General features: G+C 72.2%; 23 protein-coding genes. 3 read left to right on the plus strand and 20 right to left on the minus strand.

All coding sequences use genetic code 11. From position 1 onward, the window contains the following. Positions 1–28: 28 nt before the first annotated feature. From ACFQS7_RS04395 to ACFQS7_RS04410, 4 genes are all read right to left on the minus strand, one after another. On the minus strand, positions 29–1,009 hold the full coding sequence (locus ACFQS7_RS04395; protein WP_380065800.1) for a TAXI family TRAP transporter solute-binding subunit: 981 nt from the start codon (positions 1,007–1,009) through the stop codon (positions 29–31). Next, complete coding sequence (locus ACFQS7_RS04400; RefSeq protein ID WP_380065801.1) at positions 1,006–2,907, minus strand: hypothetical protein; 1,902 nt, start codon at positions 2,905–2,907, stop codon at positions 1,006–1,008. Before ACFQS7_RS04400 ends, ACFQS7_RS04395 begins: the two co-directional genes overlap by 4 nt. Before the next feature lie 88 nt (positions 2,908–2,995). Continuing rightward, on the minus strand, positions 2,996–3,805 hold the full coding sequence (locus ACFQS7_RS04405) for a hypothetical protein (RefSeq protein WP_380065802.1): 810 nt from the start codon (positions 3,803–3,805) through the stop codon (positions 2,996–2,998). Beyond that, entirely contained in the window at positions 3,805–4,800 is a 996-nt protein-coding gene (locus tag ACFQS7_RS04410; protein ID WP_380065803.1) for an MBL fold metallo-hydrolase, read from the minus strand. The genes ACFQS7_RS04405 and ACFQS7_RS04410 overlap by 1 nt, the downstream gene beginning before the upstream one ends. A gap of 154 nt (positions 4,801–4,954) precedes the next feature. Between ACFQS7_RS04410 and ACFQS7_RS04415 the strand changes: the two genes are divergently transcribed. Then, complete coding sequence (locus ACFQS7_RS04415) at positions 4,955–6,487, plus strand: AMP-binding protein (RefSeq protein WP_380065804.1); 1,533 nt, start codon at positions 4,955–4,957, stop codon at positions 6,485–6,487. Positions 6,488–6,552: 65 nt separating this feature from the next. Here the strand turns inward: ACFQS7_RS04415 and ACFQS7_RS04420 are convergent, their stop codons facing one another. From ACFQS7_RS04420 to ACFQS7_RS04440, 5 genes are all read right to left on the minus strand, one after another. Continuing rightward, the gene (locus ACFQS7_RS04420; protein WP_380065805.1) at positions 6,553–6,690 is read right to left on the minus strand and encodes a hypothetical protein; all 138 of its coding nucleotides are present in this window, start codon (positions 6,688–6,690) and stop codon (positions 6,553–6,555) included. Positions 6,691–6,782: 92 nt separating this feature from the next. Continuing rightward, positions 6,783–7,748, minus strand: a complete 966-nt coding sequence (locus ACFQS7_RS04425) for a tripartite tricarboxylate transporter substrate binding protein (RefSeq protein WP_380065806.1) — start codon at positions 7,746–7,748, stop codon at positions 6,783–6,785. Positions 7,749–7,762: 14 nt separating this feature from the next. After that, positions 7,763–8,935, minus strand: a complete 1,173-nt coding sequence (locus tag ACFQS7_RS04430) for an acyl-CoA dehydrogenase family protein (RefSeq protein ID WP_380065807.1) — start codon at positions 8,933–8,935, stop codon at positions 7,763–7,765. Between the two features lie 21 nt (positions 8,936–8,956). Further along, on the minus strand, positions 8,957–10,081 hold the full coding sequence (locus ACFQS7_RS04435; RefSeq protein ID WP_380065808.1) for a CaiB/BaiF CoA transferase family protein: 1,125 nt from the start codon (positions 10,079–10,081) through the stop codon (positions 8,957–8,959). A gap of 60 nt (positions 10,082–10,141) precedes the next feature. After that, positions 10,142–10,555 carry a general stress protein gene (locus ACFQS7_RS04440; protein WP_380065809.1) on the minus strand — a complete coding sequence of 138 codons (414 nt, stop codon included), beginning with the start codon at positions 10,553–10,555 and terminating at the stop codon, positions 10,142–10,144. A gap of 787 nt (positions 10,556–11,342) precedes the next feature. Here ACFQS7_RS04440 and ACFQS7_RS04445 point away from each other — a divergent pair. Then, positions 11,343–14,423: an AAA family ATPase gene (locus ACFQS7_RS04445; protein WP_380065810.1), complete on the plus strand. Its 3,081-nt coding sequence runs from the start codon at positions 11,343–11,345 to the stop codon at positions 14,421–14,423. On the opposite strand, the gene ACFQS7_RS04450 is transcribed toward ACFQS7_RS04445, so the two are convergent. From ACFQS7_RS04450 to ACFQS7_RS04485, 8 genes are all read right to left on the minus strand, one after another. Beyond that, positions 14,408–15,184, minus strand: a complete 777-nt coding sequence (locus tag ACFQS7_RS04450) for a DUF169 domain-containing protein (protein ID WP_380065811.1) — start codon at positions 15,182–15,184, stop codon at positions 14,408–14,410. The two genes, ACFQS7_RS04445 and ACFQS7_RS04450, sit on opposite strands and share 16 nt — an antisense overlap. Positions 15,185–15,196: 12 nt before the next feature. Next, on the minus strand, positions 15,197–16,165 hold the full coding sequence (locus tag ACFQS7_RS04455) for a Bug family tripartite tricarboxylate transporter substrate binding protein (protein ID WP_380065812.1): 969 nt from the start codon (positions 16,163–16,165) through the stop codon (positions 15,197–15,199). A gap of 33 nt (positions 16,166–16,198) precedes the next feature. Then, positions 16,199–17,818: an acyl-CoA synthetase gene (locus ACFQS7_RS04460; protein WP_380065813.1), complete on the minus strand. Its 1,620-nt coding sequence runs from the start codon at positions 17,816–17,818 to the stop codon at positions 16,199–16,201. Between the two features lie 10 nt (positions 17,819–17,828). Continuing rightward, positions 17,829–18,191 (minus strand): DUF6285 domain-containing protein, encoded by a 363-nt coding sequence (locus ACFQS7_RS04465; protein WP_380065814.1) that lies wholly within the window; start codon positions 18,189–18,191, stop codon positions 17,829–17,831. Further along, positions 18,191–19,174 carry a phosphotransferase family protein gene (locus ACFQS7_RS04470; protein WP_380065815.1) on the minus strand — a complete coding sequence of 328 codons (984 nt, stop codon included), beginning with the start codon at positions 19,172–19,174 and terminating at the stop codon, positions 18,191–18,193. Before ACFQS7_RS04470 ends, ACFQS7_RS04465 begins: the two co-directional genes overlap by 1 nt. Then, positions 19,167–20,372, minus strand: coding sequence for an acyl-CoA dehydrogenase family protein (locus ACFQS7_RS04475; protein ID WP_380065816.1), 1,206 nt, complete (start codon positions 20,370–20,372; stop codon positions 19,167–19,169). The genes ACFQS7_RS04470 and ACFQS7_RS04475 overlap by 8 nt, the downstream gene beginning before the upstream one ends. A 67-nt stretch (positions 20,373–20,439) precedes the next feature. After that, a complete protein-coding gene (locus ACFQS7_RS04480) occupies positions 20,440–21,210 on the minus strand; it encodes an SDR family NAD(P)-dependent oxidoreductase (RefSeq protein WP_380065817.1) in 771 nt (256 codons plus the stop codon). A gap of 80 nt (positions 21,211–21,290) precedes the next feature. After that, a complete protein-coding gene (locus ACFQS7_RS04485; RefSeq protein WP_380065818.1) occupies positions 21,291–22,253 on the minus strand; it encodes a Bug family tripartite tricarboxylate transporter substrate binding protein in 963 nt (320 codons plus the stop codon). Positions 22,254–22,327: 74 nt separating this feature from the next. Here ACFQS7_RS04485 and ACFQS7_RS04490 point away from each other — a divergent pair, with 74 nt between their 5' ends. Next, a complete protein-coding gene (locus tag ACFQS7_RS04490; RefSeq protein ID WP_380065819.1) occupies positions 22,328–23,236 on the plus strand; it encodes an ABC transporter substrate-binding protein in 909 nt (302 codons plus the stop codon). Here the strand turns inward: ACFQS7_RS04490 and ACFQS7_RS04495 are convergent. From ACFQS7_RS04495 to ACFQS7_RS04505, 3 genes are read right to left on the minus strand one after another with little or no spacing between them, the layout of a single operon-like run. Continuing rightward, on the minus strand, positions 23,222–24,169 hold the full coding sequence (locus tag ACFQS7_RS04495) for a CobW family GTP-binding protein (protein WP_380065820.1): 948 nt from the start codon (positions 24,167–24,169) through the stop codon (positions 23,222–23,224). The two genes, ACFQS7_RS04490 and ACFQS7_RS04495, sit on opposite strands and share 15 nt — an antisense overlap. Next, a complete protein-coding gene (locus tag ACFQS7_RS04500; protein WP_380065821.1) occupies positions 24,166–24,456 on the minus strand; it encodes a hypothetical protein in 291 nt (96 codons plus the stop codon). Before ACFQS7_RS04500 ends, ACFQS7_RS04495 begins: the two co-directional genes overlap by 4 nt. 3 nt (positions 24,457–24,459) lie before the next feature. Continuing rightward, entirely contained in the window at positions 24,460–25,890 is a 1,431-nt protein-coding gene (locus ACFQS7_RS04505; protein ID WP_380065822.1) for an amidohydrolase family protein, read from the minus strand. Positions 25,891–25,963 lie beyond the last annotated feature (73 nt).

A 25,963-nucleotide genomic window follows, 5' to 3' on the forward strand; every position in this document is an offset into this window, starting at 1 on the left:
CCCGGTCGGGTGTACGTTCCGTCCGGCGTCAGCGTTCCGCGAAGGGGCGCGGCCGGGTGGGAGCGGCCGGCGTGAAGCGGGTCCAGCCCGGCACCTGGGCGGCCAGGTTCACCTCGCGCCATTTCGGATGCCGAGGCGGCTGCAGGAAGGTGGGAAATTTGGCGGTGAAGGCCTCGACGAAGCGGGCGACCTTGCGGTGCCGTTCGGTCGAGGCCGGCCAGGCATAGACCGCCATGACGGCACCGACCGCGATGGTCTCGACCGTGCCGCCCTCCGGCACCAGGGCCGGGTAGTCGGCGGAGCGGAATTCCGCGGGCAGGTAGGTCTCCAGCAGCGCCGGCGTCGCCGGCACCGGCAGCAGCCGCAGCCCGCTCTCGGCCGGGATGCCGCCGAACAGCCGGGCCGGCTTGCCGGCGACATAGACCAGCGCGGCGATCTCGCCGCGCCGCAGCCGTTCCAGCGCGGTGTCCTGCGGCTCGTGCGTGGCGGCTACCGGGATGCCGAGCGCATCGAACAGCAGCGAGGCGGTCATCGCCGTGCCGCTGCCGCGGACGTCGACATTGACCGGCTTGCCGGCCAGGTCCTCGATCCGCGCGACGTCCTGCCGGGCCAGGACATGCACCTCCTCGTCGTAGAGCTTGGCGATGTACTGGATCAGGCTGTCGACGCCCGGCAGCAGCCTCTCCCGCCGGGCGAAGGCCAGCACGTCGGACTGGACGATGCCGATGTCGACGCCGCGCAGCACCAGGATATCGGCGATGTTCTGCAGCGAGCCCTTGCCGATGATCGGCAGCACCCGCAGCGCGTCGCCGTCGTCGAGCACCGCGGCCAGGTCGGCGGCGATGCGCACATAGGTGCCGTCCGGTCCGCCGGAGATGATGCCGACCGTACCGGCATTGGCCCGGAGGGCGAGCGCGTTCAGCGTCGGCGTGATGCCTTGGGCGAGGGCGGGGCCGGCGAGGCCGGCAGCGGCGGCGCCCATCAGCAGGCTGCGGCGGGGCAGGGTCATGGGCGCTCCTGGGCAGCGAGGGTGTCGGCGCGGCGGTACCATTCGGCCGCGGCCGCCGGATCGGGACGGATGCCGCGTGCGCCGAGGCCGGCGAGCACCGCCGGGTCGTGCGTCCGTCCGGCAGCCCGCGCCGCGGCGGCGCTGCCGGCCTCCGCCGCACGTTCGTAGAAGCGGCGGGCGCCGGAGACATCGCCGAGTGCCAGCAGCGCATCGCCGCGCCGCAGCAGGCCGGCGAGCAGCGCCGGATCGGCCGGCGGCCGGCGCGGCGGCGCTGTCGCCAGGGCCGGCTCCGGCGCGGGGGATGGAACCGGGTTCGCCGGCGGCGAGGCCGCGCCCGCCTGCGCCGGGGACGGGGGCACGGGTGGTGGGGTTGCGGCTGCTGCTGCCGGGGCTGGGTCCGGGCCCGCAGGCGGTGAGGCTGCTACCGCTGGTTCCGGCATGGCGGCAGGCTCGGGGGGCGCCGTCGGCGCGGTCACCACCGCCGCATCCGGCGCCGGGGATCGGTCCCGGGCCGTAGGCGGCGAGGTCGCCACCGTCGGCTCCTGCGCCGGAGAGGGCATGGGAGGCGGGGGCGACGGGTTTGCGACTGCCGGCCCCAGGGTCGGAGACGGGTCCTCGGCCGCAGGCGGCGAGGTCGCCAGCGTCGGTTCCTGCGCCAGAGAGGGCGCGGGAGGCGGTGGCGGCGAGGTTGCGACCGCCGGTCCCGGGGTCGGAGACGAATCCTCGGCCGCCGGCGGCGAGGTCGCCATCGTCGGTTCCTGCGCCGGAGAGGGCGTGGGAGCCGGGGACGGCGGGTTTGCGACCACCGGTCCCGTGGTCGGAGACGGGTCCTCGGCCGCGGGCGGCGAGGTCGCCACCGTCGGCTCCTGCGCCGGGGAGGGCTCGGGGGCCACGGGCGACGAAGCTGCCGGCACCGGCTCCGAGGTCGGAGACGCGGCCACCGTCGGCTCCTGCACGAGAGAAGGTTCGGGGGGCGCGGGTGGCAGGGTTGCCCCTGCCGGTTCCGGGGCTCCCGGCGGCGAGGTTGCCGCGGTCGGATTCGCCGGCTCAGCCACCGGCTGGAACAACGCGGCGGCCGCCTCACGGTCCGGGGCCGGCCGATCGGCGAGGGGCGGCCCCGGCAACGCGGCGATCGCCGGCGGGTCTGACGGGGTGGCAGGCACGGCGGGCGGCGGTGGCACGGCGGGCGGCAATGCCTCGGCACTGTCGACGGCCCTGGCGTCCTCGGCCGATGGCGCGGCGATCTGGGTGGGGTCAGGCAGGTTCAGCACGGTGTGCAGGATCTCTGCCTGCCTCCGCTCGGCACTCCGCGGGGCGTTGCTGGCCGCGGCCTCGATCGGGACCTCCGCCCCGGTCGCCAGGCTTGCCGGCACGCCGGCGAGATCGCCCGGAGGCACCGAGGCCTGCCGCTGCATCAGGAAGACCGCCCCCAGCACCCCGGCCAGGGCAAGTCCGGCAAGCCCGGCGACCCGGCCACGAAGCATGGACCTGGGCGCCGGATCGGGTGCCCCCGCCTGCAGCGCGCGTCGCACCGCCGGCATCCAGCCATCGCCGCCGGCCAGTTCGAGCGGTGGCTGCGCCGCGAAGGCCGCGGCCAGGAATTGCGGCAGCGCGTCCAGTGCGTCGCGCGGCAGGGGCGCATGCACCACCGGTAAGTAACCGGCGAAGATCGCCGCGAAATGCCCCTGCGCCAGCCGCTGCCGCAGCCGCGCCGGCGCATCCGGTGTCCAGCGCGGCGACGCTTCCAGCAGCGCCACGCCCCGCGCGGGATGCAGCAGCACGACATCGATGATGATGGGGGACGCGGCGCTGCCGCCGATCACGACCCGCGGCAGCACAACCCAGCCGCGTTCGAAGTCCGCGAGGAGGGGTGCTGTGCCGGTGGCGTCCTGCGACACGGCAAAGTTGGGCAGGGCGGTGGCCTCCTCCCATTAGGCGGACCGTCAGTATACAATGCTGCCGTGCAGGCCGCTGCGTGCGCCCTCTTCAACCCTGGGCGAGGACCCGGCGCAGCGCGAGGCCAATCGGCACCATTGCCGGAATGACCTGGCGGGTGAAGTGGCCGACCACGGTCAGCACTGCCGCATGCCGGCCGTCCGGCACCTCGCCCTGCAGCGCCAGGGCGGGCCGCAGCGCATCGCCCTCGCGTTCCGCCAGCCGCACCGCGGCATCCCGCCCGGCCGCGATCGCCGCGGGGTCGAGCGCGGCGCCGAGCCAGCCGGGCAGCGCCGGCGGGATGGCCGGCCAGTGGGCGAGATGAAGATAGAGGCTGGGTACCACGCCGCCCGCACCATGCCGCGCCGCCAGGCCGAGCACCGCCGCGGCCAATGGCGGCGGCAACTCGGCCAGCTTCGGCAGCGGTGGCGGCGGCGGCAGCATGGGCAAGGCGGCGATCGCCGGCGGCGGCGGGCCGGGTTCGGTGGGCGCGCCTTCCAGCGCGCGGCGCAGCGCGGTCAGCAGGATCAGGTTGGTCAGGTTGCCGCGGTTGTAGGTCTCGACCAGCGCGGCGACATCCCGGCGCTCCGCCGCGTCCAGCGCGCCGTCCGGCAGCGGCGTGGTGGCCGGCAGCGGCAGCGCCGCCGCCAGCCTGTCCCGCGCGCCGGCGAGGCGCCCATCCTCCAGCGGCGGGCGGATCGCCTGCCAGACCCAGGGCAGCACGCCGGGCAGGGTGGCGAGGTGCCGGTGGATCAGGTTGACCAGCGGCACGCCGCTGGCCGCCCGCAAGGCCGCATAGATCGCGGCGATTTCGGGCGGCGCCTCCGCCTCGCGCAGTTCGGGAAGCGCCGCCGCGGCCATCAGAGCACGGAGACGTTCATCGGCGTCGCGTACCAGCCGAACCCCTCGCCTTCCTTCACCACCCGCCCGAGGCCGGGCCAGGGGAAGTGGTAGGACAGGATCTGGTGCTTGTCGGTCGCCAGCCGGTCGAGCATGCGGGTGCGGGTCTGCGCCGACAGCTTGGGGTCGCTGTCATAGGCGAATTCCCACATCGGCCGGCGCAGCAGCAGGACCGGATGATGCGCCAGGTCGCCGGTATTCACGACGGTCGTGTTGCCCGAGGTGACGGCGTAGCAATGATGCCCCATCGTATGGCCGGGCGTCGCGATGGCGACGACGCCGGGCGCGACCGGTTGCCCGTCCTTCACCATGACCATGCGGTCACGATAGGCCAGGAGGTTCTTCTTGGCGCCGTCGATGAAGGTGACCATGAATTCCGGTCCCTTCTTGTTGGCGTCGTCGGTCCAGAACTTCAGGTCGGTCTCGCTGATGGCGACCTGCGCGTTCGGGAAGACGCGGTTGCCGCTGGCATCCACCAGCCCCCAGCAATGGTCGCAATGCGCGTGGGTCAGCACGACGAGGTCGATCTGCTCCGGCTCGATGCCGGCCGCGCGCATGTTTTGCAGCATGCGTCCCGCAGTGGGGCCGAACATCTTGCTCGCGGGCCCCATGCTCTCGCCCATGCCGGTATCGAAGAGGATGAGTTGCCGGCCGGTGTTGAGGATGAGGATGTTCTGTTCGAGCGGCGTATCGTCGAGCGGCAGGAAATTGCTGGTCAGGAGGCTGCGCAGTTCGGCGACCGGGGCCGACGGGAAGGCCGGCTCCGGCTTGCCGATCGGCAACAATCCGTCGGACACGACGGTCGCCTCGAACTCACCGATCCTGAACCGCTGCCAGGCGGGCGGCAGCACGTTGCGGAAGGGTGCGGCGGCCATGGCAGGCAGGCCCGGCAGCAGGGATGCGGCCGCGGTTGCGGCAGCCGCGCCGAGCAGGCCGCGGCGGCTGATGGTGGACATGGAATTTCTCCTCCCCCAATGGGACTCCGCGGCGTGGCGCGGAAGCGCAGCATGCCACAGCCGCCGCGGGTGTCCCGTGCAATTTCCGGCCCGCATGGCCGCATTGACGTCCGGGGTTGGCTGCCGCCACCCTGCCGGCAAGAGGAGGACGCGCATGCCGCAATTGGCCTACTGGGCGGATCGCCAACCGGAAAAGATCGCCGCGCACTTCCCCGAGTCCGGGCAGGCCATCACCTATGCGCAGCTGCATGCGCGGGCGCGGCAGGTGGCGCATTGGCTGATCGGCCTCGGCCTGCGACCCGGCGACGGCATCGCGCTGCTGCTGGAGAACCGGCCGGAGTTCCTGGAGATCGCCGAGGCGACCCGGCTCGCCGGCCTCTACTACACGCCGCTGTCGATCCACCTGCGGCCGCACGAGGTCGCCTATGTGCTGCAGGACAGCGGCGCGACGCTGCTGATCGCCAGCCCGGCCCTGGCGGCACTGGCGCAGGACCTGGTGGCGGAGGGCGCGGTCGGCGACCGGCCGCGCTACGCGCTGGCCGAAGGCATCCCCGGCTATGCCAGCTACGAGGACGGCGTTGCCGCGCAGGACCCGGCGGCGCCGCTGCCGGAGCGGCCGATGGGCCGCGAATTCCTCTATTCCTCCGGCACCACGGGCCTGCCGAAGGGCATCCGCCGGCCGCTGATCCCCCATGCCGACCGCGACGCGCCGGAATGGGACATGACGTGGAAGTCGTTCTACGGCTTCGGCGAGGACACGGTCTATCTCTGCCCCGCGCCGCTCTACCACGCCGCGCCCAACCGCTATGTCTATCGCACGCTGACCGAGGGCGGCACCGTGGTGGTGCTGAAGAAATTCGATCCGGCCCAGTGCCTGGCGGCGATCGAGCGCTTCCGCATCACCCACAGCCAATGGGTGCCGACCATGTTCGTGCGCGTGCTGGCGCTGCCCGAGGACGTACGGCGGGCGCATGACCTCTCCTCCCACCGCACCGCCATCCATGCGGCGGCGCCCTGCCCGCAGGCGGTGAAGCGGGCGATCCTCGATTGGTGGGGGCCGATCCTCTGGGAATACTATGCCGGGTCGGAGGGGATCGGGACCACGGTGATCTCGCCGCAGGACTGGCTGCGCAAGCCGGGCAGCGTCGGCCGGCCGGTGAACGGCGTGGCGGTGCACATCACCGGCGAGGACGGCGCCGATCTGCCTCCGGGCGAGACCGGTACCATCCGCTTCAGCGGCGCGCCGCGCTTCGCCTACCACAACGCGGCGGAGAAGACGGCCGCCTGCTACGACGCGCGCGGCCGGGCGACGCTGGGCGACCTGGGCTGGCTGGACGAGGACGGCTTCCTGTTCCTGTCCGACCGCCGGGCCGACCTGATCCTGTCGGGCGGGGTGAACCTCTATCCGGCGGAGATCGAGGCGGTGCTGGCGCAGCACCCGGATGTGGCGGAGGTTGCGGTGGTCGGCGTCCCGCATCCGGAGATGGGGGAGCAGGTGCATGCCGTGGTGGTGCCGCGTCACGGCAAGGCGCTGGAGGCCGCCGCGCTGGACGGCTGGTGCCGCGACCGCCTCGCCGGGATGAAGCGGCCGCGCAGCTGGGAGGTGGCCGAGGAATTGCCGCGGAGCGAGGCCGGCAAGCTGCTGCGGCGGATCCTGAAGGAGCGCTACCTGCCGGCGGGGACATGATCGTCCGCGGCTGGATCATCTGAAACCGTGGCTCACGTGGCCTGCCTACCGATGGCCCGCCCGGCTCAGAAGCTGCTGAGGAAGACCAGCCGGGCGAGGGCGAATTCCATCGCGGCCAGGAAGCCGCCGATATAGCCGATGACCAGCACGACGGCGGCAGCGTCTTCCCATTGGTGCCGTCGCCGCTTGAAGGCCGGGACCATTGTCGTTCTCCTGCATGGCGGATTGCCTGCAGGCGATATGCGCCGCGCCGCGGCCGGTGGCTGTGGCGCGGCGCACAGGATGCCGCTGCCGCTTACCCGCTGCGCAGCCCGAGCCGTTCGACGCGCTTTTCCTCGAGGTCGATCGTCGCGGCCATGCTGCGGGCATAGTCGGCGCTGTCCAGGTATTCGACCGGCTGGTCCAACCGCGCCAGCACCGCGAGATGCGCGGGGTCGTGCAGCGCGCGGCGGAAGCCTTCGTGCAGCACGGCGAGGATCGCCGGGTCGAGCCCGGCCGGCGCCACCAGGCCGTAGGGCGAGGTGACGACCATGTCCTTGTAGCCGAGCTCCAGCAGCGTCGGCACCTCGGGGAAGCGCGCCACGCGGTCGCGGGTCCAGACATTCAGGTAGCGGAGCTTGCCGTCGGCGACGAGCGGCGCGCTGCCGGTGCCGGCCGCCTGCACCTCGATATGGCCGCCGAGCAGGGCGGTGGTGCCTTCCGATTCGCCGCGGAAGGGGATGTGCTCGACCTCGAGCTTCTCCCGCTCGGCCAGGTCGATCATGGTCAGATGCGGCGTGCCGTTGGCGCCGGTATTGCCCCAGCGATGGCTGTTCGGCCGCGCGCGGGCATCCGCCACCAGTTCCGGCCAGGTCTTCCAGGGGCTGTCGGCGCGGACCAGCACACCGAAGGTGTAGCCGGTCAGGTGCAGCACCGGCGTGAAGTCGCGCCGCGGATCGTAGGCCATCTTCTGCATGAAGGGCAGCCGCAGCGCCGGCAGGGTCATCTGCGAGACGAGATAGCCGTCCGGCTTGGCCCGCGCCACCGCCGCCGCGCCCAGCGTGCTGCCGGCGCCGGGGCGGTTCTCGGTCAGCACGGTCTGGCCGAAGGCGCGGGTTGCCGCTTCCGCCAGGCCACGCATCTGCACGTCGGTGGCGCCACCGGGCGGGAAGGGGACCAGCACGGTGATGGGCCGGTCAGGGAAGCGAGGCTGGGCACGCAGGACGGTCGGGGCCACGACTGCGGCTGCCGCGCCCAGCAGGGCGCGGCGGGAGGCGATCATTCGCGGCGTCTTCGTCAAAGCGTCCGGCCGATGATCTCGCGCATCACCTCGCTGCTGCCGCCGTAGATGCGGCCGACGCGGGCATCGGCCCAGGCGCGGCCGATCTCGTACTCCGCCATGTAGCCGTAGCCGCCGTGCAGCTGCAGGAAATCGTCGAACAGCTTGTTCTGCATCTCGGCGCCGAGCAGCTTGGCGGTGGCGGCAAGCTCCACCGTCAGCTCGCCCCGCAGGTGCAGCGCCAGGCAATGGTCGGCGAAGACCCGGTACATCGCCGCCTGCGCCTTGGCATCGGCCAGCTTGAAGCGGTTGTGCTGGAAGTCGATGACCGGCTGGCCGAAGGCCTGGCGCTCCTTCACGTAGTCCACGGTCTTCTGCAGCATCACCTCCATCCCCATCGCCGCACGCACGGCAATCACCAGGCGTTCCTGGGGCAGGTTGCGGATGAGGTAGGAGAAGCCCTTGTTCTCCTCGCCGAGCAGGTTCTCGACCGGTACCCGCACATCCTCGAAGAACAGCTCCGAGGTGTCCTGTGCATGCAGCCCGATCTTTTCCAGGTTCCGCCCCTTGGTGAAGCCCGGCGTGCCGGCGGGGACGCAAATGAGGGAGATGCCCTTCCGCCCCGCCGCCGGATCGGTCTTCGCGCAGAGGATGACGAGGTCGGCCAACTGGCCGTTGCTGATGAAGGTCTTGGAGCCGTTGATGACATAGTGGTCGCCGTCGCGCTTCGCCGTGGTGCGCATGGCCTTGAGGTCGCTGCCCATGCCCGGCTCGGTCATGGCGATGGCGCCGATGATCTCGCCGGAGGCCATCTTCGGCAGCCATTCGCGCTTGCGCTCCGGCGTCGCCAGATCCTCGATATAGGGGACGACGATGTCGGAATGCAGCGGGAAGCCGGGGCCAGTGCAATTGGTCCGGGCGATCTCCTCGATGACGATGGCGCTGTAGCCGAAATCGGCGCCGGCGCCACCGTATTCCTCGGACAGCATCGGGCAGAGGATGCCGGCCTCGCCCGCCTGCCGCCACACCTCGCGCGAGACGATGCCGTCGCGTTCCCACTGGCGGTGGTGGGGCACCACGTTCTTCTCGAAGAAGCGGCGCACTTGGTCGCGGAACATCTCGTGGTCAGTGTTGTAGACGGTGCGCGGGCCGGTCAGGCGGGCGCTGCCCGAAGCGGGAATCGTGTCCATGGCGTCTCTCCCTGCGATGCGTCAGATCGCGCCGGCGGCGCGCAGCGTGTCGATCTCGGCGGCCGAGAAGCCGGCGTCGCGCAGCACCGCCTCGGTGTGCTCGCCGCGCAGCGGCGGCGGGCCGCCGATCCCGGCGGGCGTTGCGCTGAAGCGCGGCGCCGGGCTGGGCTGCACCACGCCGTCCCGCACCGCGAAGGTGCCGCGCGCCGCGTTGTGCGGATGCGCCGGCGCCTCCTCCATGTCCAGCACCGGCGCGACGCAGGCATCGGTGCCGGCGAACAGCGCCGCCCAGTCGTCCCGCGTCCGGGTCAGGAAGATGCCGGCGAGCTTCGCCTTCAGCCCGGGCCAGGCGGCCGGAGTCATGCGGTCGGGGAAATCCCGCGCGTCCAGACCGAGCTTTTCGCAGAGCAGGGCGAAGAATTGCGGCTCGATCGGCCCGACCGAGAGCCAGCGGCCATCGGCGCAGGCATAGGTGTCATACCAGGGCGCCGCGCCGTCCAGCATGTTGACGCCGCGCTCGTTGCGCCAGCGGCCGCGTGCCTTCATGGCATAGATCGGCGCCATCAGCAGCGCCGCGCCGTCCACCATGGCGGCATCCACCACCTGGCCGCGGCCGGTGGATTTCGCGCTCAGCAGCGCTGCCAGCAGGCCGACCGCCAGCAGCATGCCGCCGCCGCCGTAATCGCCGACCAAGTTGAGCGGCGGCACCGGCCGCTCATCCGGCCGGCCGATCGCCCAGAGCGCGCCGGTCAGCGCGATGTAGTTCATGTCGTGCCCGGCGGACTGCGCCAGCGGTCCATCCTGCCCCCAGCCGGTCATGCGGCCGTAGACGAGCCGCGGGTTGCGCCCGAGGCAAAGCTCGGGCCCAAGGCCGAGCCGTTCCATCACCCCGGGGCGGAAACCCTCGATCAGCGCATCGGCGCCCTCGACCAGCCGCAGCGCGGCCTCGATCGCCGCCGGGGACTTGAGGTCGAGGGCGATGGAGCGGCGGCCACGACCGGTGAAATCCTCCCGCGCGCCGGGCGGTCCCTCGGCCCGGTCGATGCGCACCACCTCGGCGCCGAGATCGGCCAGCAGCATGCCGCAGAACGGGCCAGGCCCGATACCGGCGAATTCCAGGATGCGCAGGCCCTTGAGCGGTCCCATTCGTTCCCTCCATCTGGAGGGAGACTAGCAGCCGCCGCCCGCATTGCCAGCGCCGGGACGTCAGTCCTTGGCGCTGCCGCTTGCGGATTCCGCCTGGCCGTTGCGCGCATTGCCACGCTGCTGCCCGCCCAGGCGCCCCGCCTCGCTCGCCTTGCCGCGGTCGTTGGCGAAATTGGCCGGATTGTTCTGCCGACCCTGATGCGTGCCGCCGATATGACCGGCCTCGCGCGCCTTGGCCGGATCGTTGGCGAAATTCGCAGGATTGTTCGCCTTGCCCTGGTGCACGCCGCCGAGATGCCCGGCCTCGCGCGCCCGGTCGCGGTTGTTGGCGAAATTGCCAGGATTGCTCGCTGCGCCCTGGCGCGAGCCGCCGAGTTGGCCGGCCCGCGATGCCTTTTCCCGGTTGTTGGCGAAGTTGCCCGGATTGTTGTTCCGGTTGCCGCCCTGCGGCGCCTCGCCGCTGGAACCCGCCATGAAGCTGTCCTTCCATTTGCTCCCGTTGGTGCCGGCGATGCGATCACCGCCGGCGCGGGGACAACGCCGGCGGCGCCGCTGGGATGCGTCGCCGCCGGTCCCGGCAGCGGAAGATGCGCCGCCGGATCAGCCTTGCCCGGCTAGCCTTGTCCTGCCTGGGGCGGCGGCATCTCGCGCGGGCCGGGCGGATTCTGCGGCGGCAGTTCCGGCCCCGGTCCCGGCGGCAACGGGCTGGGCCCCGGCGACGGCGAAGCCGGGCCCGGCGGCATCGGCGGAATTTCCGGCCCGGGGAAGCCGGGCGGGGCGATTGGATCGGATGGGGGCATGCGTTCCTCGTGCTCCGGATGGGTTCGGCACAACGCGGCACCGGGCCGGCTGTTGCGCCGGGCGGGCTCTCGCCGTTGGCGTGCCCGCTGGCCGCGGCCTGCGCGTCCCGCTGGAATTCGGCGCCGGTGCCGGCGCGGCATGGCGAGGGCCGGCGCCGCATGGCATAAGCGGCGAAGCGAATCGGCCCAGCAAGGCAACGAGACGGTACCGTCGGGCCAGCAGCCGACGATGACTGACTCCTGCGACGCGGCCCGGCGCATTGGAGAGAGGCACCGTCGCATTGGCACAGCCGGCGGAACGCAATTCTGGGACCGACGGTCCGGCCGCGCAGGTGACCTGCGCCGGTTGCGGCGCCGCGCTCGTGGCCTCCGCGCGGTTCTGCAGCGAATGCGGCCTGCGCCAGCAAGGCGGTGCCGTGTCGCCGCGGCATGGTGCGCCGCGCTCCCGCGAGTTGCGGCCGATGACCGTGCTCTTCTGCGACGTGGTCGGCTCCGCCGCCATGGCCGCCGGGACGGACCCGGAGGAGTTCACCGAGGCGATCGCCCGTTTCTATCGCGTCACCGCGGACGTGGTCGCGGCGCATGGCGGACATCTCGGCCGCCTCGTCGGCGATGGCGTGCTGGTCTATTTCGGCTACCCGATGGCGCAGGAGAACGATGCCGAGCGGGCGGTGCGCGGAGCGCTCGGTATCCTCGACGCGGTGGCGGCGCTGCCGATGCGCACGGGCCAGCGCCTGGCGGTGCGCATCGGCATCTCGACCGGCCTGGTGGTCATCGCCGACGTCGCCGATACCGGCGACCCGCGCAACCTCGACGTCTTCGGCGAGACGCCGAACCTGGCCGCGCGGTTGCAGGCGCTGGCGGAACCCGGCACCGCGCTGCTGTCCGAGAGCGTCAAGCGGCAGGTCGGCGCGCTGTTCGAATTCCGCGATCTCGGCGCGCATCCGATGAAGGGCTGGCCCGACCCGGTCCCGGTCTGGCAGGTGCTCGGTGTCTCGCGCAGCGCCGACCGCTTCGCCGCCCGCGCCGCCGGCAGCGTGCTGCCGATGCTCGGCCGCGCCGCGGCGCTCGACCGGTTGCTGGCGCTGTGGCGCTCGGCCCAGGCAGGCGAGGGGCGGGCGGTGCTGGTCTCGGGCGAGGCCGGCATCGGCAAGTCGCGCCTGGTGGCGCAACTGCTGAAGGAGGCCGAGGGCAGGATCGCGCTGCGCTATTTCGCCGCGCCGCATCAGCAGGGGATGCCGCTGCAGCCGGTGCTGCAGCAGCTGGAACGCGACGGACGGATGCATCCCTCGGATGGCCCGGCGCAGCGGGTCGAGAAGCTGCGCAACCTGCTGCCCGACCTGCCGGCGGTGGACCTGGCGCTGATCGCCGAGCAGCTTTCGCTGCAGGGACATGGGCTGGGCTCGATTCCGCCGATGCCGCCGCAGCGGCGGCGGGAGCGGCTGCTGCAGGCCTTGGCGCAGGGGCTGGCCGCCACCACCCGGCTTCGGCCGGTGCTGATGGTGCTGGAGGATGCGCATTGGGCGGATCCGACCACGCGCGAACTCCTCGCCTTGTGGATGGACCAGGTGCCGCGGCTGCGGGTGCTCGCCGTCGTCACCGCGCGGCCGGAATTCGTCCCGGCTTGGCTCGGCCTGCCGGGGGTCGAGCGCCTGGCCCTGGCGCCGCTGGCCGAGGCCGAGGCGGCGGAGCTGGTGCGCGGCATCGCCCGCGACGTACCGCTGCCGCCGGCGATCGCCCGCGACATCCTGCGCCGCGCCGACGGCGTGCCGCTGTTCCTGGAGGAGCTGACCCGAGCCGTCACCGAGCAGATCGCCCAAGGCGGCGGCGCCGGGGACCGTGCGCCGCATCGCACGACGGACCGCGCCAGCGTGCCGGTCTCGCTGCACGCCTCGCTGCTGGCGCGGCTCGACCGGCTGGGCGAGGCCCGGGCGGTGGCCGAGGTCGCCTCCGTCATCGGCCGTGAATTCGATGCCGCCCTCCTGGGCCCCGTGCTCGACCGCGACGCGGCGGAGCTCGCACCGATGCTGGAACGGCTGGTCGAATCCCGCGTGCTGCAACGGCGCGGCGGCACCTACCGGTTCAGCCATGCGCTGATCCAGGATGCCGCGCTGGGCATGCTGCCGCGGGAACGCTACCGGGCGCTGCATGCGCGGGTCGCCGACATCATCGAATCGCGCTTCCCGGACAGCGCGGCGGCGCAGCCGCAGGTCATCGCGCATCACCGCAGCGAGGCGATGCAGCCGGACCAGGCGGTGACCTGGTGGCAGCGCGGGGCGCAGCAGGCGATGCGCCGTGGCGCGATGGAGGAAGCCCTGGCGCAGCTGCGCCGCGGCATCGCCCTGCTGCAGGCCCTGCCGGAGGACCCGGCGCATGCGCAGGTAGAGCTCGACATGCAGCTGCTGGTCGGCAACGCGCTGCTGAGCCTGCGCGGCCACAGCGCGCTGGAGACCGGCCGGGCCTACGACCGCGCCCGCCACCTGGCGGAGACGCTGCCAGGCCAGCCGCAATTGCGCAACGCCATGCACGGCCAGTGGAGCCATGCCTGGATGCGCGGCCATATCGGCCTGGCGCTGGAACGGGCGCAAGCGCTGCTGGACTACGCCGAGGCGCGCGAGTCGCATGGTGGCCTGGCCATCGCCTGGAGCGCGATGGGGCACTCTCAATTCATCCTCGGACGCTTCCCCGCGGCGCTGGAAAGCCTGCAGCGGGGGTTGGACTACGACGCGCGCACCGAACGCGACCGGCGCTACGGGCTGGCGCTGCAGGCCACGGTGATCAGCACGCGCTGCTACGCCGCCTGGGCGCGCACCTTCATGGGGCGCCTGGGCGAGACGCGGCGCGACCTCGAGGCGACGCTGGCCGCGGCCGAGGCTGCCGCCTTCCCCTTCGCCATCGCCAACGCGCACTACGCGCTCGGGCGCTATGATTACGACACCGGGGCGGAGGAGGCCTGCATCGCCCGGCTCCGCACCACCATCGCGCTCTGCGAGGAGCACGACATCGAATACCTGGCGATGGCGGCGAAGGCGATCGTCGGGCTGCTGCTCGGCCGCCGCGGCGAGATCGAAGGCGGCCTCGCCCTGGTGCGGGAGGCGGTGGCCTGGAACCGGGCGACGGAGGCGCTGACCTTCGTGCCGAACTACCTCGGCATGGAGGCGGAACTGATGGCGCGGGCCGGCGACACCGGCGGCGCGCTGCAGCGCATGACGGAGGCCTTCGCGCTGATGGCCGAGAGCGGTGCCGCCTGGGAGGCCGCGGTGCTGCTGCGCCAGCGCGGCGAGATCCTCGGCCGTGCCGGCCGGGCGGCGGAGGCCGAAGCGGAGCTGCGCGCGGCCGTGGCCCGGGCCACGGCGCAGCGGGCCGGGCTGTTCGGCCTGCATGCGGCGATATCGCTCGCCGCGCTGCTCGATGGGGCAGGCCGTGCCGCCGAGGCGCGCGGCGTGCTCGACGCCGCGCTCGCGCCCTTCGCGGCGGAAGCCGGGCCAGTGGTGCAGCGCGCGCGGGCGATGCGGGAGCGGCTCCGTCAGCCCTTGGCGTAGCTGATGCCCATGCCGGCCGAGGGATCGTTCTGGATGCCGTAGGGCGGGATCGGGTAGCGGATGCCGTTCTTCGCCAGCGCCTTCATGCCGTCCACCGCCTGCCGCAGGTCGGCCGGCTTCAGCGCCATCAGCATCTCCTCGTCCGGCACGCCGCCATAGCGCCGCTCGGCGAAGCAGGGCAGCGAGAGGCTCGGCTCGCCGGTCGCCAGCGCGCGGCCCCAGCTGTCGGCACAGGCGGTCTCGCCCACCACGGACCATTCGAACTTGCGGTAGTTGCGGTACTGCAAGCCGTTGATGAGGATGATCATCTGCCCCGGCGTCGCATAGACCATGGCGATGTCCGGCGGGTCGAGCCGGCCGCTGTCGAGCGGGCTGACCGCCATGGCCTGGAAGCGGCCATGCGGCACGCAGGTCAAGGCTTCCTGCCGGGCCTGGGCATCCTGCTGCGTGCCGTGCCAGACGCCGACATACTTCTCGCCCCGCCGCCAGTCCTGGTCCTGCGGCGCCAGGCCGATCACCGCCTGGCACTGCGCGCCGACCAGGTCGGCCGCGGTGATGCCCACGGTCCAGCCGAGCCGCGATGCCATCGAGACGATCTGGTCGGTGGTATGCTTGGTCTTCGGCCGGCGGATACGCGGGATCGCCTCCATCTCCGCCGCCGTTTCGAACAGCTTCATGCCGATGACCGTGGTCTTCAGCCGCAGCAACGCGTTGAGCTCGACCAGCAGGCGCTGGGTCTCGTTCGGTTCCGACTCGGGCATGCTGGCGCCTCCCTATTCCACCCGCAGGTTGGCGGCGCGGATCACCGTGCCCCATTTCTGCAACTCGTCCTCGATCAGCGTTGCCATCTGCGCCGGCCCGCGGGTCCAGACCGTGGCGCCGGCGCGACGGATGCGCTCCGCCGTCCCGGGGCTTTCGGCGATGCGGATGATGGTGGCCGCGAGCCGGTCGCGGATCGGCGCGGGCAGCGCGGCGGGGCCGACGAAGCCGAACCAGACATAGACCTCGACGCCGGGAAAGCCGGCCTCGGCGAAGGTCGGCACATCGGGCATGGCCGGGTCGCGCTCGGTCCCGGTCACGGCCAGGGCGCGCAGCCGGCCGTCCTGCACATGCGGCAGGACGTTCGGCAGGTTGTCGATCGCCAGGGTGATCCGGCCGCCGAGCAGGTCCGCCAGCCCCGGCGCGCTGCCGCGGTAGGGCACATGGGTGATGTCGATGCCGGTGCGCACCTTGAACAGCTCGGCTGCCAGATGCGGGCTGCTGCCGGCGCCGGAACTGGCGAAGCTGAGCTGCCCGGGCTTCGCCTTCGCCGCCGCGACCAGGTCCGCCACGCTGCGCATCGGGCTGTCCGCCCGCACCACCAGTGCGTTCATCACCCGCGCCACCACCGCGATCGGCGCCAGGTCCTTGCGCGAATCATAGCCGGTATTGGCGAACAGGAAGGGGTTCATGCAGAGGTTGGCGGTGTTGGCGACGACGATGGTGCCGCCATCCGGTGCCGCCTGTGCCGTCGCCGCCAGGGCGAGCGAGCCGCTGGCGCCCGGCCGGTTCTCCACCAGCCCGGGCTGGCCCAGCAAATCCTGGAAGCGTTCGCCGATCAGCCGGCCGAGCGAATCGTTGATCGCGCCCGGTGTATAGGGGATCAGGATGCGCACCGGCCGGTCAGGCATCCAGGACTGCGCGCGCGCCGGCAGCGCGAGCAGGGCAGGGGCGGCCAGCAGCGAGCGGCGGGCGACGCGCATCGATTCGTTCCTCCCAGGGTGTTGCCGGGCAGGCTACACCGATCGCAGGCGCTGCCGCAGTTCGAATTTCTGGATCTTGCCGGTGCTGGTCTTCGGCAGCGGGCCGAAGCTGACGCGCTTCGGGCACTTGAAATGCGCCAGGCGCTCGCGGCACCAGGCGATCACCTCGGCCTCGGTCGGCGGGTCCTTGTCGGGCGCGGGGGTGACGAAGGCATGCGGTACCTCGCCCCATTTCTCGTCGGGTTGCGCGACGACGGCCGCTTCCATGATGGCGGGGTGGGCGTAGAGCACTTCCTCGACCTCCAGCGTCGAGACGTTCTCCCCGCCCGAGATCACGATGTCCTTGGCGCGGTCCTTGACCTCAATATAGCCGTCCGGGTGCACCACGCCGAGATCGCCGGTGTGGAACCAGCCACCGTGGAAGGCTTCGGCATTCGCTGCCGGGTTGCGCAGGTAGCCCTTCATCACGGTATTGCCGCGCAGCATGACCTCGCCGAGCGTCGCGCCATCGCGCGCGACCGGCGCCATGGTGCCGGGATCCAGCACCGTCGCCTGCTCCAGCATCGGATGATTGACGCCCTGGCGCGCCATGAACGCGGCCTTGTCGGCCAGCGGCATCTCCTCCAGCCCTGGCTGCCACAGGCAGATGGTGGCCGGGCCATAGCATTCGGTCAGGCCGTACAGATGCGTCACCGCGAAGCCCATCTGCTCCATCTGCGCGATGACGGGGGAGGGCGGCGCGGCGCCGCCGGTGGCGATGGCGACGGGCTCGGCCGGGCGGCGCTTCACCGCATCGGGCGCGTGGATCAGCATGGTCAGCACCACGGGCGCGGCGCACATATGGGTCACGCCGTGCTCGGCGATGGCGGCGAAGATCGCGTCGGGGCGCACGCTGCGCAGGCAGACATGCGTGCCGCCCTGCAGCGTGACGGCCCAGGTGTAGGTCCAGCCGTTGCAATGGAACATCGGCAGCGTCCAGAGATAGACGCTGCGCGGGTTCAGCCCGAAGGCCAGCGCGTTGCCGCAGGCATTCAGGTAGGCGCCGCGATGATGCGTGACGACGCCCTTCGGGTTGCCGGTGGTGCCCGAGGTATAGGAGAGCGCGATCGCCTCCCACTCGTCCTCGGGCAGGCGCGGCGGCTGCTGCGGGTCGGCGGCGGCGAGGAAGGCCTCGTAGTCGATCGGGCCCAGCGCCGGCCCTTCCGGGGCTTCGGAATCGACGATGTCCACGACAGGGAGCGGCGCCGCCATCCCGGCCAGGGCCACGCCGGCGACGCCGGTGTATTCGCGGTCCACCAGCAGCAGCCTGGCCTGGCTGTGCTGCAGGATGAAGCCGATCGCCGCGGCGTCGAGCCGGATGTTGATGGTCAGCAGGATGGCGCCGGCCATCGGCACGCCGTAATGCGCCTCCAGCATCTCCGGGATGTTCGGCGCCAGCACGGCGACGACATCGCCCGGCGCGATGCCGGCGCCGCGCAGTGCCGAGGCCAGGCGGCGGCTGCGATCCGCCATCTCAGCATAGGTGATGCGCCGCGCGCCATGGATGACGGCGACGCGCTTCGGGTAGATCCGCGCCGCCCGCTGCAGGAAGGAGATGGGCGAGAGCGGCACGTGGTTGGCGGCCAGTTGCGGCAGCGTGTTCGGGTCGTCCATCGGAATTCTCCTAGCCCGCCTTGCCGAGTGCCTTGGGCGCGCTGATGCCGCAGCGCAGCCGCGTCAGCGCGAGCAGCGCCGCGGCGACCGGGGCATGGGCGGGTGCGCCGGGGTCATGGGCGCCGGCGCGGATGGCGTGCGCCAGGCGTTGCAGCAGGTCGCCGGGGTCGGCCGTGGGCGCGTCCATGCACGCGCGCAGCGCGGCCAGCGCCGGGCCCTGGTCCGCCACGGCCTCGCGCCGGGCAATCACCATGGCATTGGCCACCATGCGCGCGTGGAAGCGCTGCGCCTCCGGCAGATGCGGCAGCAGCTCCTTCAGCAAGACCTCGCGCGCGGTGTCCAGCAGGTTGCCGCCATCCGGGCGTTCCAGCATCAGGCGACTCCCGTCATGCGCAGCACGTCCATCTCGAGTTCCGGCACGATATGGCCGGTCAGCGCGAGCTCGAGGCTGGTGTCGCCGGACAGGTGCCGACCGGCCTGGTCGGCGGCGACGACGGCCCAGCGGATGGTGGCGGCCAATTCCCACCACAGCACGCGGTCATGCTGCACGGCACGGCCGCTGGCGGCCTCGTAGCCGCCATAGAAGGCCGCGCGTGGGCCGATGCCGCCGGCTTCCTGCGCCAGCGCGCCGAAGCGCCAGCAGGGCGCGCAGAACCAGCCATGGTCGGCATGCGGGTCGCCCCAGGCGGCGAACTCCCAGTCGAGCACCGCGGAGACCCGGTCGCCCTCCACCATGTAGTTGCCGGTGCGGAAATCATTGTGGTTCAGCACGGTCTCGCCTGGCGGCGGCGCGGTGCGTTCCAGGTGGCGCAGCCCCCATTCCAGCACCGGCCGCGGCGTGCCGGCGGTGTCCAGTGCGGCGCGCTGCGCGGCGATGAAGGCGATGTGCGCATCGGCCGGCGGCTCGCCGAGAAAGGGCAGGTCGGTGCGCGGCGGCCGGATGGCATGGATGCGGGCGAGTTCGCGGCCGAGGCCGTCCGCCAGGGCGTTGCCCTGCGCGGCGCGGACCAGGCGGTGGCCGGCGGCGATGCCCTCCACCCGCTGCATGACGAAGAAGGGCGCGCCGGTGACGTCGCGCGCGGTGCAGCAGAACAGCGGCGCCGGCACCGCGACGCCGGCGGCATGCGCCGCCTGCAGCAACGCGAATTCCGCCGTGCGCGAATGCGAGACGGCGAGCACCGCGGCATTGTCGGTGCGCAGCACCCAGCGCTGCGGCGAGCCGCCAAGCGTCGCGTCGAGCGCCCAGTTCTGCTGCACCGCGCCGCCCGAGAGCAGCACCATGCCGGTGATGACGACCGGCGCGCCCGCCGCCGTGCTCAGCCAGGCGGCGAGCCGCGCGCGGGCGGCTTCATCCACGCCAGGCACCCCAGTTGAAGAAGTCCTTGCCCTGCCGTCGGAGGAAATTGGTCAGCACCATCCGATGCACCTCGGATGCGCCATCCACCAGCCGCGCCTGCCGGGCATAGCGGTACATCCACTCCACCGGCGTGTCCTTGGAATAGCCGCGCGCGCCAAGCAATTGCAGCGAGGTATCGACCGCCTTGTGCAGCGCATCGGCGACCACGACCTTGGCCATGGAGACCTCCTTCCGCGCCAGGCTGCCGTTGTCCAGCAGCCAGGCGGCGCGCATGGTCAGCAGCCGGCCGATATCGAGCTCCATCGCCGCCTGGCCGATCATCTGCTGCACGCTTTCCTTGTCGATCAGGGTGGCGCCGAAAGCCTTGCGGGTCTCGATCCGCGCCATGGCGATCTCGAGCGCGCGGCGGCCCATGCCGGTCCAGCGCATGCAGTGCGTCAGCCGGGCGGGGCCGAGGCGGATCTGGGTGGCGCGCAGCCCGTCGCCGACCTTCATCAGCACGTTGTCGTCGGTGATCTCCAGCCCGTCGAATTCCAGCTCGCAATGGCCGCCGTGCTCCTCGGGCCCCATGATCGGGATGCGGCGGAGGATGCGCCAGCCCGGCTGGTCGGCATGGAACAGGAAGGCGGTCAGGCCGTTGCGGTCGTCCTCCCCGGTGCGGGCCATGAGGATGAAGTGCTTCGCCGTCTCGGCGCCGGTGATGTAGTGCTTGCGGCCGTAGATGCGCCAGCGGTCGCCGACGCGCTCGGCCCGGGTATAGGTCATCGAGGGGTCGCTGCCGCAGCCGTCGGGCTCGGTCATGGCGAAGGCGCTCTGCACCGTGCCGTCGATGATCGGCTGCAGCCAGCGCTCCTTCTGCGCCTCGGTCCCCACCATGTTCAGCAGGCGCATGTTGCCGTCGTCCGGCGCGGCGCCGTGGAAGACCACCGGCCCGAAGATGGAGCGGTTCATCTCCTCGTAGCAGGCGGCCAGCGTGACCATATTCTGACCACCGCCGCCGCGTTCCTGCGGCATGCCGAGCGCCCAGAGGCCCTTGGCCTTGACCTCCGCCCGCAAGGTGTCGAGCAGCGGCTTGGCGATGTTCTCATGCGCATCGTAGCTCGCCGGGTCGGCTTCCAGCGGGATGATGCGCTCCTCGACATAGGCGCGGATGCGCAGGCGGAGCTCGTCGGCTTCGGGGGAAAGGGCGAAGTCCATATGCGTCGTCCTGTGTTCTGGCGACCGGAGTCACGCCTTCGGTCGTTCCGACCTCCGGCGATCCGATCTAGAGCGGGTTCACGGAATGGCCGCCGTCCACCACCAGCGCCGCGCCGGTCATGTGCGTGCCGGCGGAGGAGGCGAGGAGCAGCAGCGGGCCGGTCAGGTCCTCGGGCTGGCCGAGCCGGCGCTGCGGCACCCGCCTGACCACCGCCTGCCCGGCTTCGGAGGCGAAGAATTCGGTGTTGATCGGTGTCTCGACATAGCCGGGGCAGAGCGCGTTGACGCGGATGCCGTGGCGGGCCAGCTCGACCGCCATCTGCTTCGTCAGCTGCACCAGCCCGGCCTTCGACGCGGTGTAGCCGGCCACGCCCTGCAGGATGCGCAGGCCGCCGATCGACGCGATGTTGACGATGCTGCCGCCGCGCTTCGCCGCGACCAGGCGCCGCGCGCCCTCGGTCGCCACCAGGAAGCAACCGCGCAGGTTCACGTCCAGCACGCTGTCCCAGTCCTGCTCGGTCTGTTGCAGGACGGGCCGGGATACCGCGATCCCGGCATTGTTGACGATGATGTCGCAAGGCGCGCCGAAGGCGGCCTCGGCCGCGTCATAGGCGCGGGCGACGGCGGCGCCGTCGGTCACGTCCAGCGGGACCGCGGCGACGCGGGCACCGAGTTCGGCGGTAAGCGCCTCCAGCGCCTCCGTCCGCCGCGCCGCGAGAACGACATTCGCGCCGGCTGCGTGCAGCACGCGGGCGAAATGCGCGCCGAGCGCGCCGGAGGCGCCGGTGACGAGCGCGGTCGCGCCGCCGAGCGAGAAAAGCTGGGCCGGGTCCATCATGCTGCCGGGGCCTGCGCCCCGTTTCCTCCCCTGTTGGGTTGCGGGCCGGCAATTGACACCCGGCGGCCCGGCCCGGCAAGTCAGCCAGGATTGAGGTTCATCGCCGCGACGATCGGCGTCCAGCGGGCGATCTCCGCCCGTACCAGCGCCCCTGCCGCGGCAGGCGAGGTGTCGGGCCAGCCCTCGCAGCCGGCAGCGGCCAGGCGTTGCTGCACCGCCGGGTCCGCAAGCGCGCGGCGGGCGGCATCGCTCAGCGTCGCCACGACCTCGGGCGGGGTGCCGGCGCGGGCGAACAGCACCTGCCAGATGGTGATGTCGTAGCCGGCGACCCCGGCCTCGGCCAGCGAGGGCAGCTCGGGCGCCACCGCGGAGCGCCCGGCGGTGGAGACCGCCAGGCCGCGCACCCGCCCGTCGCGGATCAGCGGCAGCAGCATGGTCGGGCTGTCGATGGTCAGTTGCAGCCGGCCGGCGACGACATCCTGCACCGAAGCCGCGGCGGCGCGGTAGGGCACGATGGTGAAGCCGACACCGGCGCGCTGGCGCAGCAATTCGCCGGCCATGTGGTTGCTGCCGCCCGGGTTGGCCGCCCCGTAATTCGCCGCATCGCCCTTCGTCCGCAGCCAGGCGAGCAGTTCCGGCACGTCGCGCGCCGGCACGTCCGGATGCACCACCAGGACGAAGGGCTGCCGCGCGACCAGCGCTACGGGGATGAAATCCGCCACCGGGTCATGCGGGAATTGCGGGTAGATGGTCTTCATCACCGCATGGTTGTTGGTGCCGAGGAAGATCGTATGGCCGTCCGCCGGGGCGCGCTGGAAAGCCTGGGCGCCCACCGTGCTGCCGGCGCCGGCGATGTTCTCCGGCACCACCGGGCGGCCGAGCAGGGGGCTCATGGAATCGGCCAGGATGCGGCCGACGATGTCGGTCACGCCGGCGACCGCGACCGGGATCACCAGCCGGATCGGGCGGCTGGGGAAGCGGTCCTGCGCCAGGGCGGAGGCAGCCAGGAAGGGCGTGGCAAGAAAAACGCGGCGGGTTGGCATGAGGCGAGTATCCGGGCGGGCTTGCCGGCATTGCAAGCCGCGCGCCACGATAGGCGAAGGCATAGGAATCCGCGATGTCCCCCATCACCCTGCAGGAGCCTTTCCGCGCCGTCTTCTATGCACCCTTCTATGCGGCGCTGGCGCGCGGCGACTATGCGGCGGAAGGCGTCGCGGTGACGCTGCGCACCGGCACCATCCCGGCCAATGCCAAGGATGCGGTGCTGGCCGGCGTCGCCGACCTCGCCTGGGGCGGGCCGATGCGCATCCTGCTGGCGCATGAGGCCGACCCGGCCAGCCCCTTGCGCAATTTCGGCGCGGTGGTGATGCGCGATCCGTTCTTCCTGGTCGGACGCGCGCCGCGGCCGGGCTTCGCGCTGGGCGACCTGGCGGGGCTGACCCTGGGCACGGTGTCGGAGGTGCCGACGCCCTGGTGGACCCTGCAGGAGGATATCCGCCGGGCGGGGCTGGACCCGGCGACAATCCGCCGGGTGACGGACCAGGGCATGGCGGCGAACCTGGCCGCGGTGCTGGAAGGGCGCCTGGACGTGGCGCAGCTGTTCGAGCCCTTCGTGACCCAGGCGGAGGAGGCCGGCGCCGCGGTGTGGCACGCGGCGGCCGGTCGCGGCGTGACCGGCTACACCACCTTCACCACCACCACCGCGCTGCTGCAATCGAAGCGCACCGAGTTCAAGGCGATGCTGCGCGGCCTGGCGCGGACCCTGGCCTGGGTCGCGGCGAACCCGCCCGAGGCTCTGGCGGCCTGCATCGCGGAGTTTTTCCCCGACATGCCGCAGCCGCTGCTGGCGCGCTGCCTCGCGCGCTACGAGGCGGTCGGCCTCTGGACCGCCGACCCCTTCTACCCGGAGGAGGCCTTCACCCGGCTGGAGATGGCGATGTTCACCGCCGGCGCCATCACCCGGAAGCCGGGCTTCGGCATGACGGCGGACAACGGCATCGTCGCGGAGGCGCTAGCTCCGGGTTGAGATCACCTCGGCCTCGATCGCCGCCAGCAGCCGGGCCGGGAAGTGGCGCGGGATGCGCTCGCCGATCAGCACGATGCGGCTGCGGCGGTCGGCGCCCGGCCAGGCCTCCAGCCATTCCAGCGGGTGCACCATGTGCTGGATGGCGTGCAGCACGGCAGGGCGGTCCGGCTGCTCGGCCAGGGCGACGAGGCCCTTGAGCCGCAGCAGGCGGGCGCCGGCATGCTCCGCCAGACCTTGCAGCCAAAGCGTCAGCGCCAGGGCCGGGACCGGCGCCTCGCGCTCGATGACGATGGAGGCAAGGCCGGCGGTATGGCGCGCCGCCCAGTCGGGCAAGTCGGCAGGGCGTGGCGCGGCGGCGAACAGCCAGTCCGGGTCGGCCGCGCCCTGTACCGCCTCGCGCAGCGGCGCCGCCGGGTTCAGCGCGCGGATCGCATCCGTCGGCGTTGCGGCCAGGTCGGGCTTGGTGACCAGGATGCGGTCGGCCAGCATCACCTGCCGCTGCGCCTCCGGGTGCCGCGCCAGGGTCGCCGCGCCGTGCAGCGCATCGACCAGCGTGACCACGCTGCTCAGCGCATGGGTCGCGCCGAGCGCCTCGTTCGTCATCAGGGCATGCAGGATCGGCGCGGGGTCGGCCAGGCCCGAGGTCTCGATCAGCACGCGGGCATAGCGCGGCACCGCGCCGGCCTCCCGCCGCTGCAGCAGGTCGAGCAGCGTCTGCGTCAGGTCGTCCCGCACCACGCAGCAGAGACAGCCGGTGGAGGCGCTGACGAAGCTTTCCTCGCTGGCGGCGATCAGGTCGTGGTCGAGCGGGATCTCGCCGAATTCGTTGACGATGACGGCGCTGTCGGCCCAGGCGGGATCGCGCAGGATGCGGCGCAGCAGGGTGGACTTGCCGGCGCCGAGGAAGCCAGTGACGACCGAGATCGGGATCATGGTTCCGGCCGCGCCACCCGCAGCCGGCGGGCCTCGCCCTCGCCGGCGCCGACCGCGTTGCGCAGCGTGCGCAGCAGGCCGAGCACGGAGGTGCAGGGGCGGCGCTGGCCTGGACGTTCGAGCCACCAGCGGATCGGCAGGTCGGCGGCATCGGCCGGCCGGATGGACAGCGGCGCCCCGTCGGGCGCGCTGAGCGCCACACCCGCACCGGCGACCTTCGGCCGCGCCGGTACCTCCCACAAGGCGAGGCTGTCGGCGACCAGGTCGCGCAGCTCCGGTGGCGTCATGCGCTACAGCGCGGCGCCGGCGCGAATCTCGGCCGGGATGCGGCGCGGCAGCCAGGTGCCACCCTTGGCATCGCCCAGCCAGCGGTCGCCCTCGACCACCACCTTGCCGCGCAGGATGGTCATGCAGGGCCAGGCATCGACCTGGCGGCCTTCCCAGGGCGAGTAGTCGGCCTCGTGCATCGCCTCGGCCCGCACGGTGCGCTTCAGCGCGGGGTCAAGGATGCAGATATCCGCATCGGCGCCCGGCGCGATGGCGCCCTTCCGCGGATACAGCCCCATCACCTGTGCCGCATTGGTCGAGACCGCGTTGACGAATTGCCGCAGGGTGAAGCCGCGCTTGCCGACCATCTCGGAATACATCAGCGCGACGCGCGGCTCGACGCCGGAATTGCCGCCGGTGGTGTCGTCGATCCGGTTGCCCTGGGTCTTCACGGACAGCGAGCAGCAGAGCTCGTCGGTGGCGATGCAGCCGATGGTGCCGTCCATGGCGCCGCGCCACAGCTCGTCCTGGTCGGCCTGCGACTTGAGGGAAGGGTAGGTGTGGTACATCTGGCCGTTCGGCCGCTTGTAGTCCTCCTGCGTGTACAGCATGTACTGGTGCAGGCTCTCGCCATAGATCGGCAGGTTCTTGCTGCGCGCCTCGCGGATCGCGCGGACGCCGTTGCCGGCCGAGACGTGCAGCATGTACAGCGCCGTGCCGGGGACGTGCTCCGCCAGCTTGAGCACGCGACGGAAGGACAGGTCCTCCGACAGGGTGTTGTGAACTTCCGCCATGTTCTCGAAGCCGGCGCGGCCCTCGCGGAACAGCTTGGCGTACATGTGCATGACGATGTCGTTGTCCTCGGCGTGGATGACGCCGAGCCCGCCCTTCCTCGCCAGCACCTGGAAGACCTCCCAGATGTCGCCGAAATCGACCATGCGTCCCTTGCGGGACGGTGTGATGTCGGTGGTGAAGATCTTGACGGATGCATGCCCGGCCTCGATTGCCTCGCCGAGCTGGCCGGGCACATCGGGGCCGAGGTCGCCCTCCACCATGGTGTGCAGCGCCCAGTCGCAGGGGCAGCCGTCGCCGGTCCAGGCGGCGATGCGCTGCTCGATCGCGCCCTGCACGGTCTGGCCGTGCATCACCCGGGTGAAGTCGATGATGGTGGTGGTGCCGCCGAACAGCGCCGCCTTGCCCACCACCGAAGGCCCCTGGGTCAGGGTCGGCTCGCCGCTCGGCACCACCACGGGCCAGAGGCAGTGGGTATGCGGGTCGATGCCGCCGGGCATGACGATCTTGCCCGTGGCGTCCACCAGCCTTGCGCCGGCCGAAATCGGGAAGGCGCCGCGTTCCGCCACCGCGATCACCCGGCCACCGGCGATCGCCACGTCGGCCGGGCCGATGCTGTGCGGCGTGACCACGCAATCCCCGGTGATGACCAGATCGACCATAGCCCGCCCCCATGCCTCGCGTCGCCGGGATGCTGCGACGCCACCGCCGCCGGCGCAAGGCTCGGCGACGGCG

It is taken from the genome of Dankookia sp. GCM10030260 (assembly GCF_042666655.1).
Lineage (GTDB): Bacteria > Pseudomonadota > Alphaproteobacteria > Acetobacterales > Acetobacteraceae > Paracraurococcus.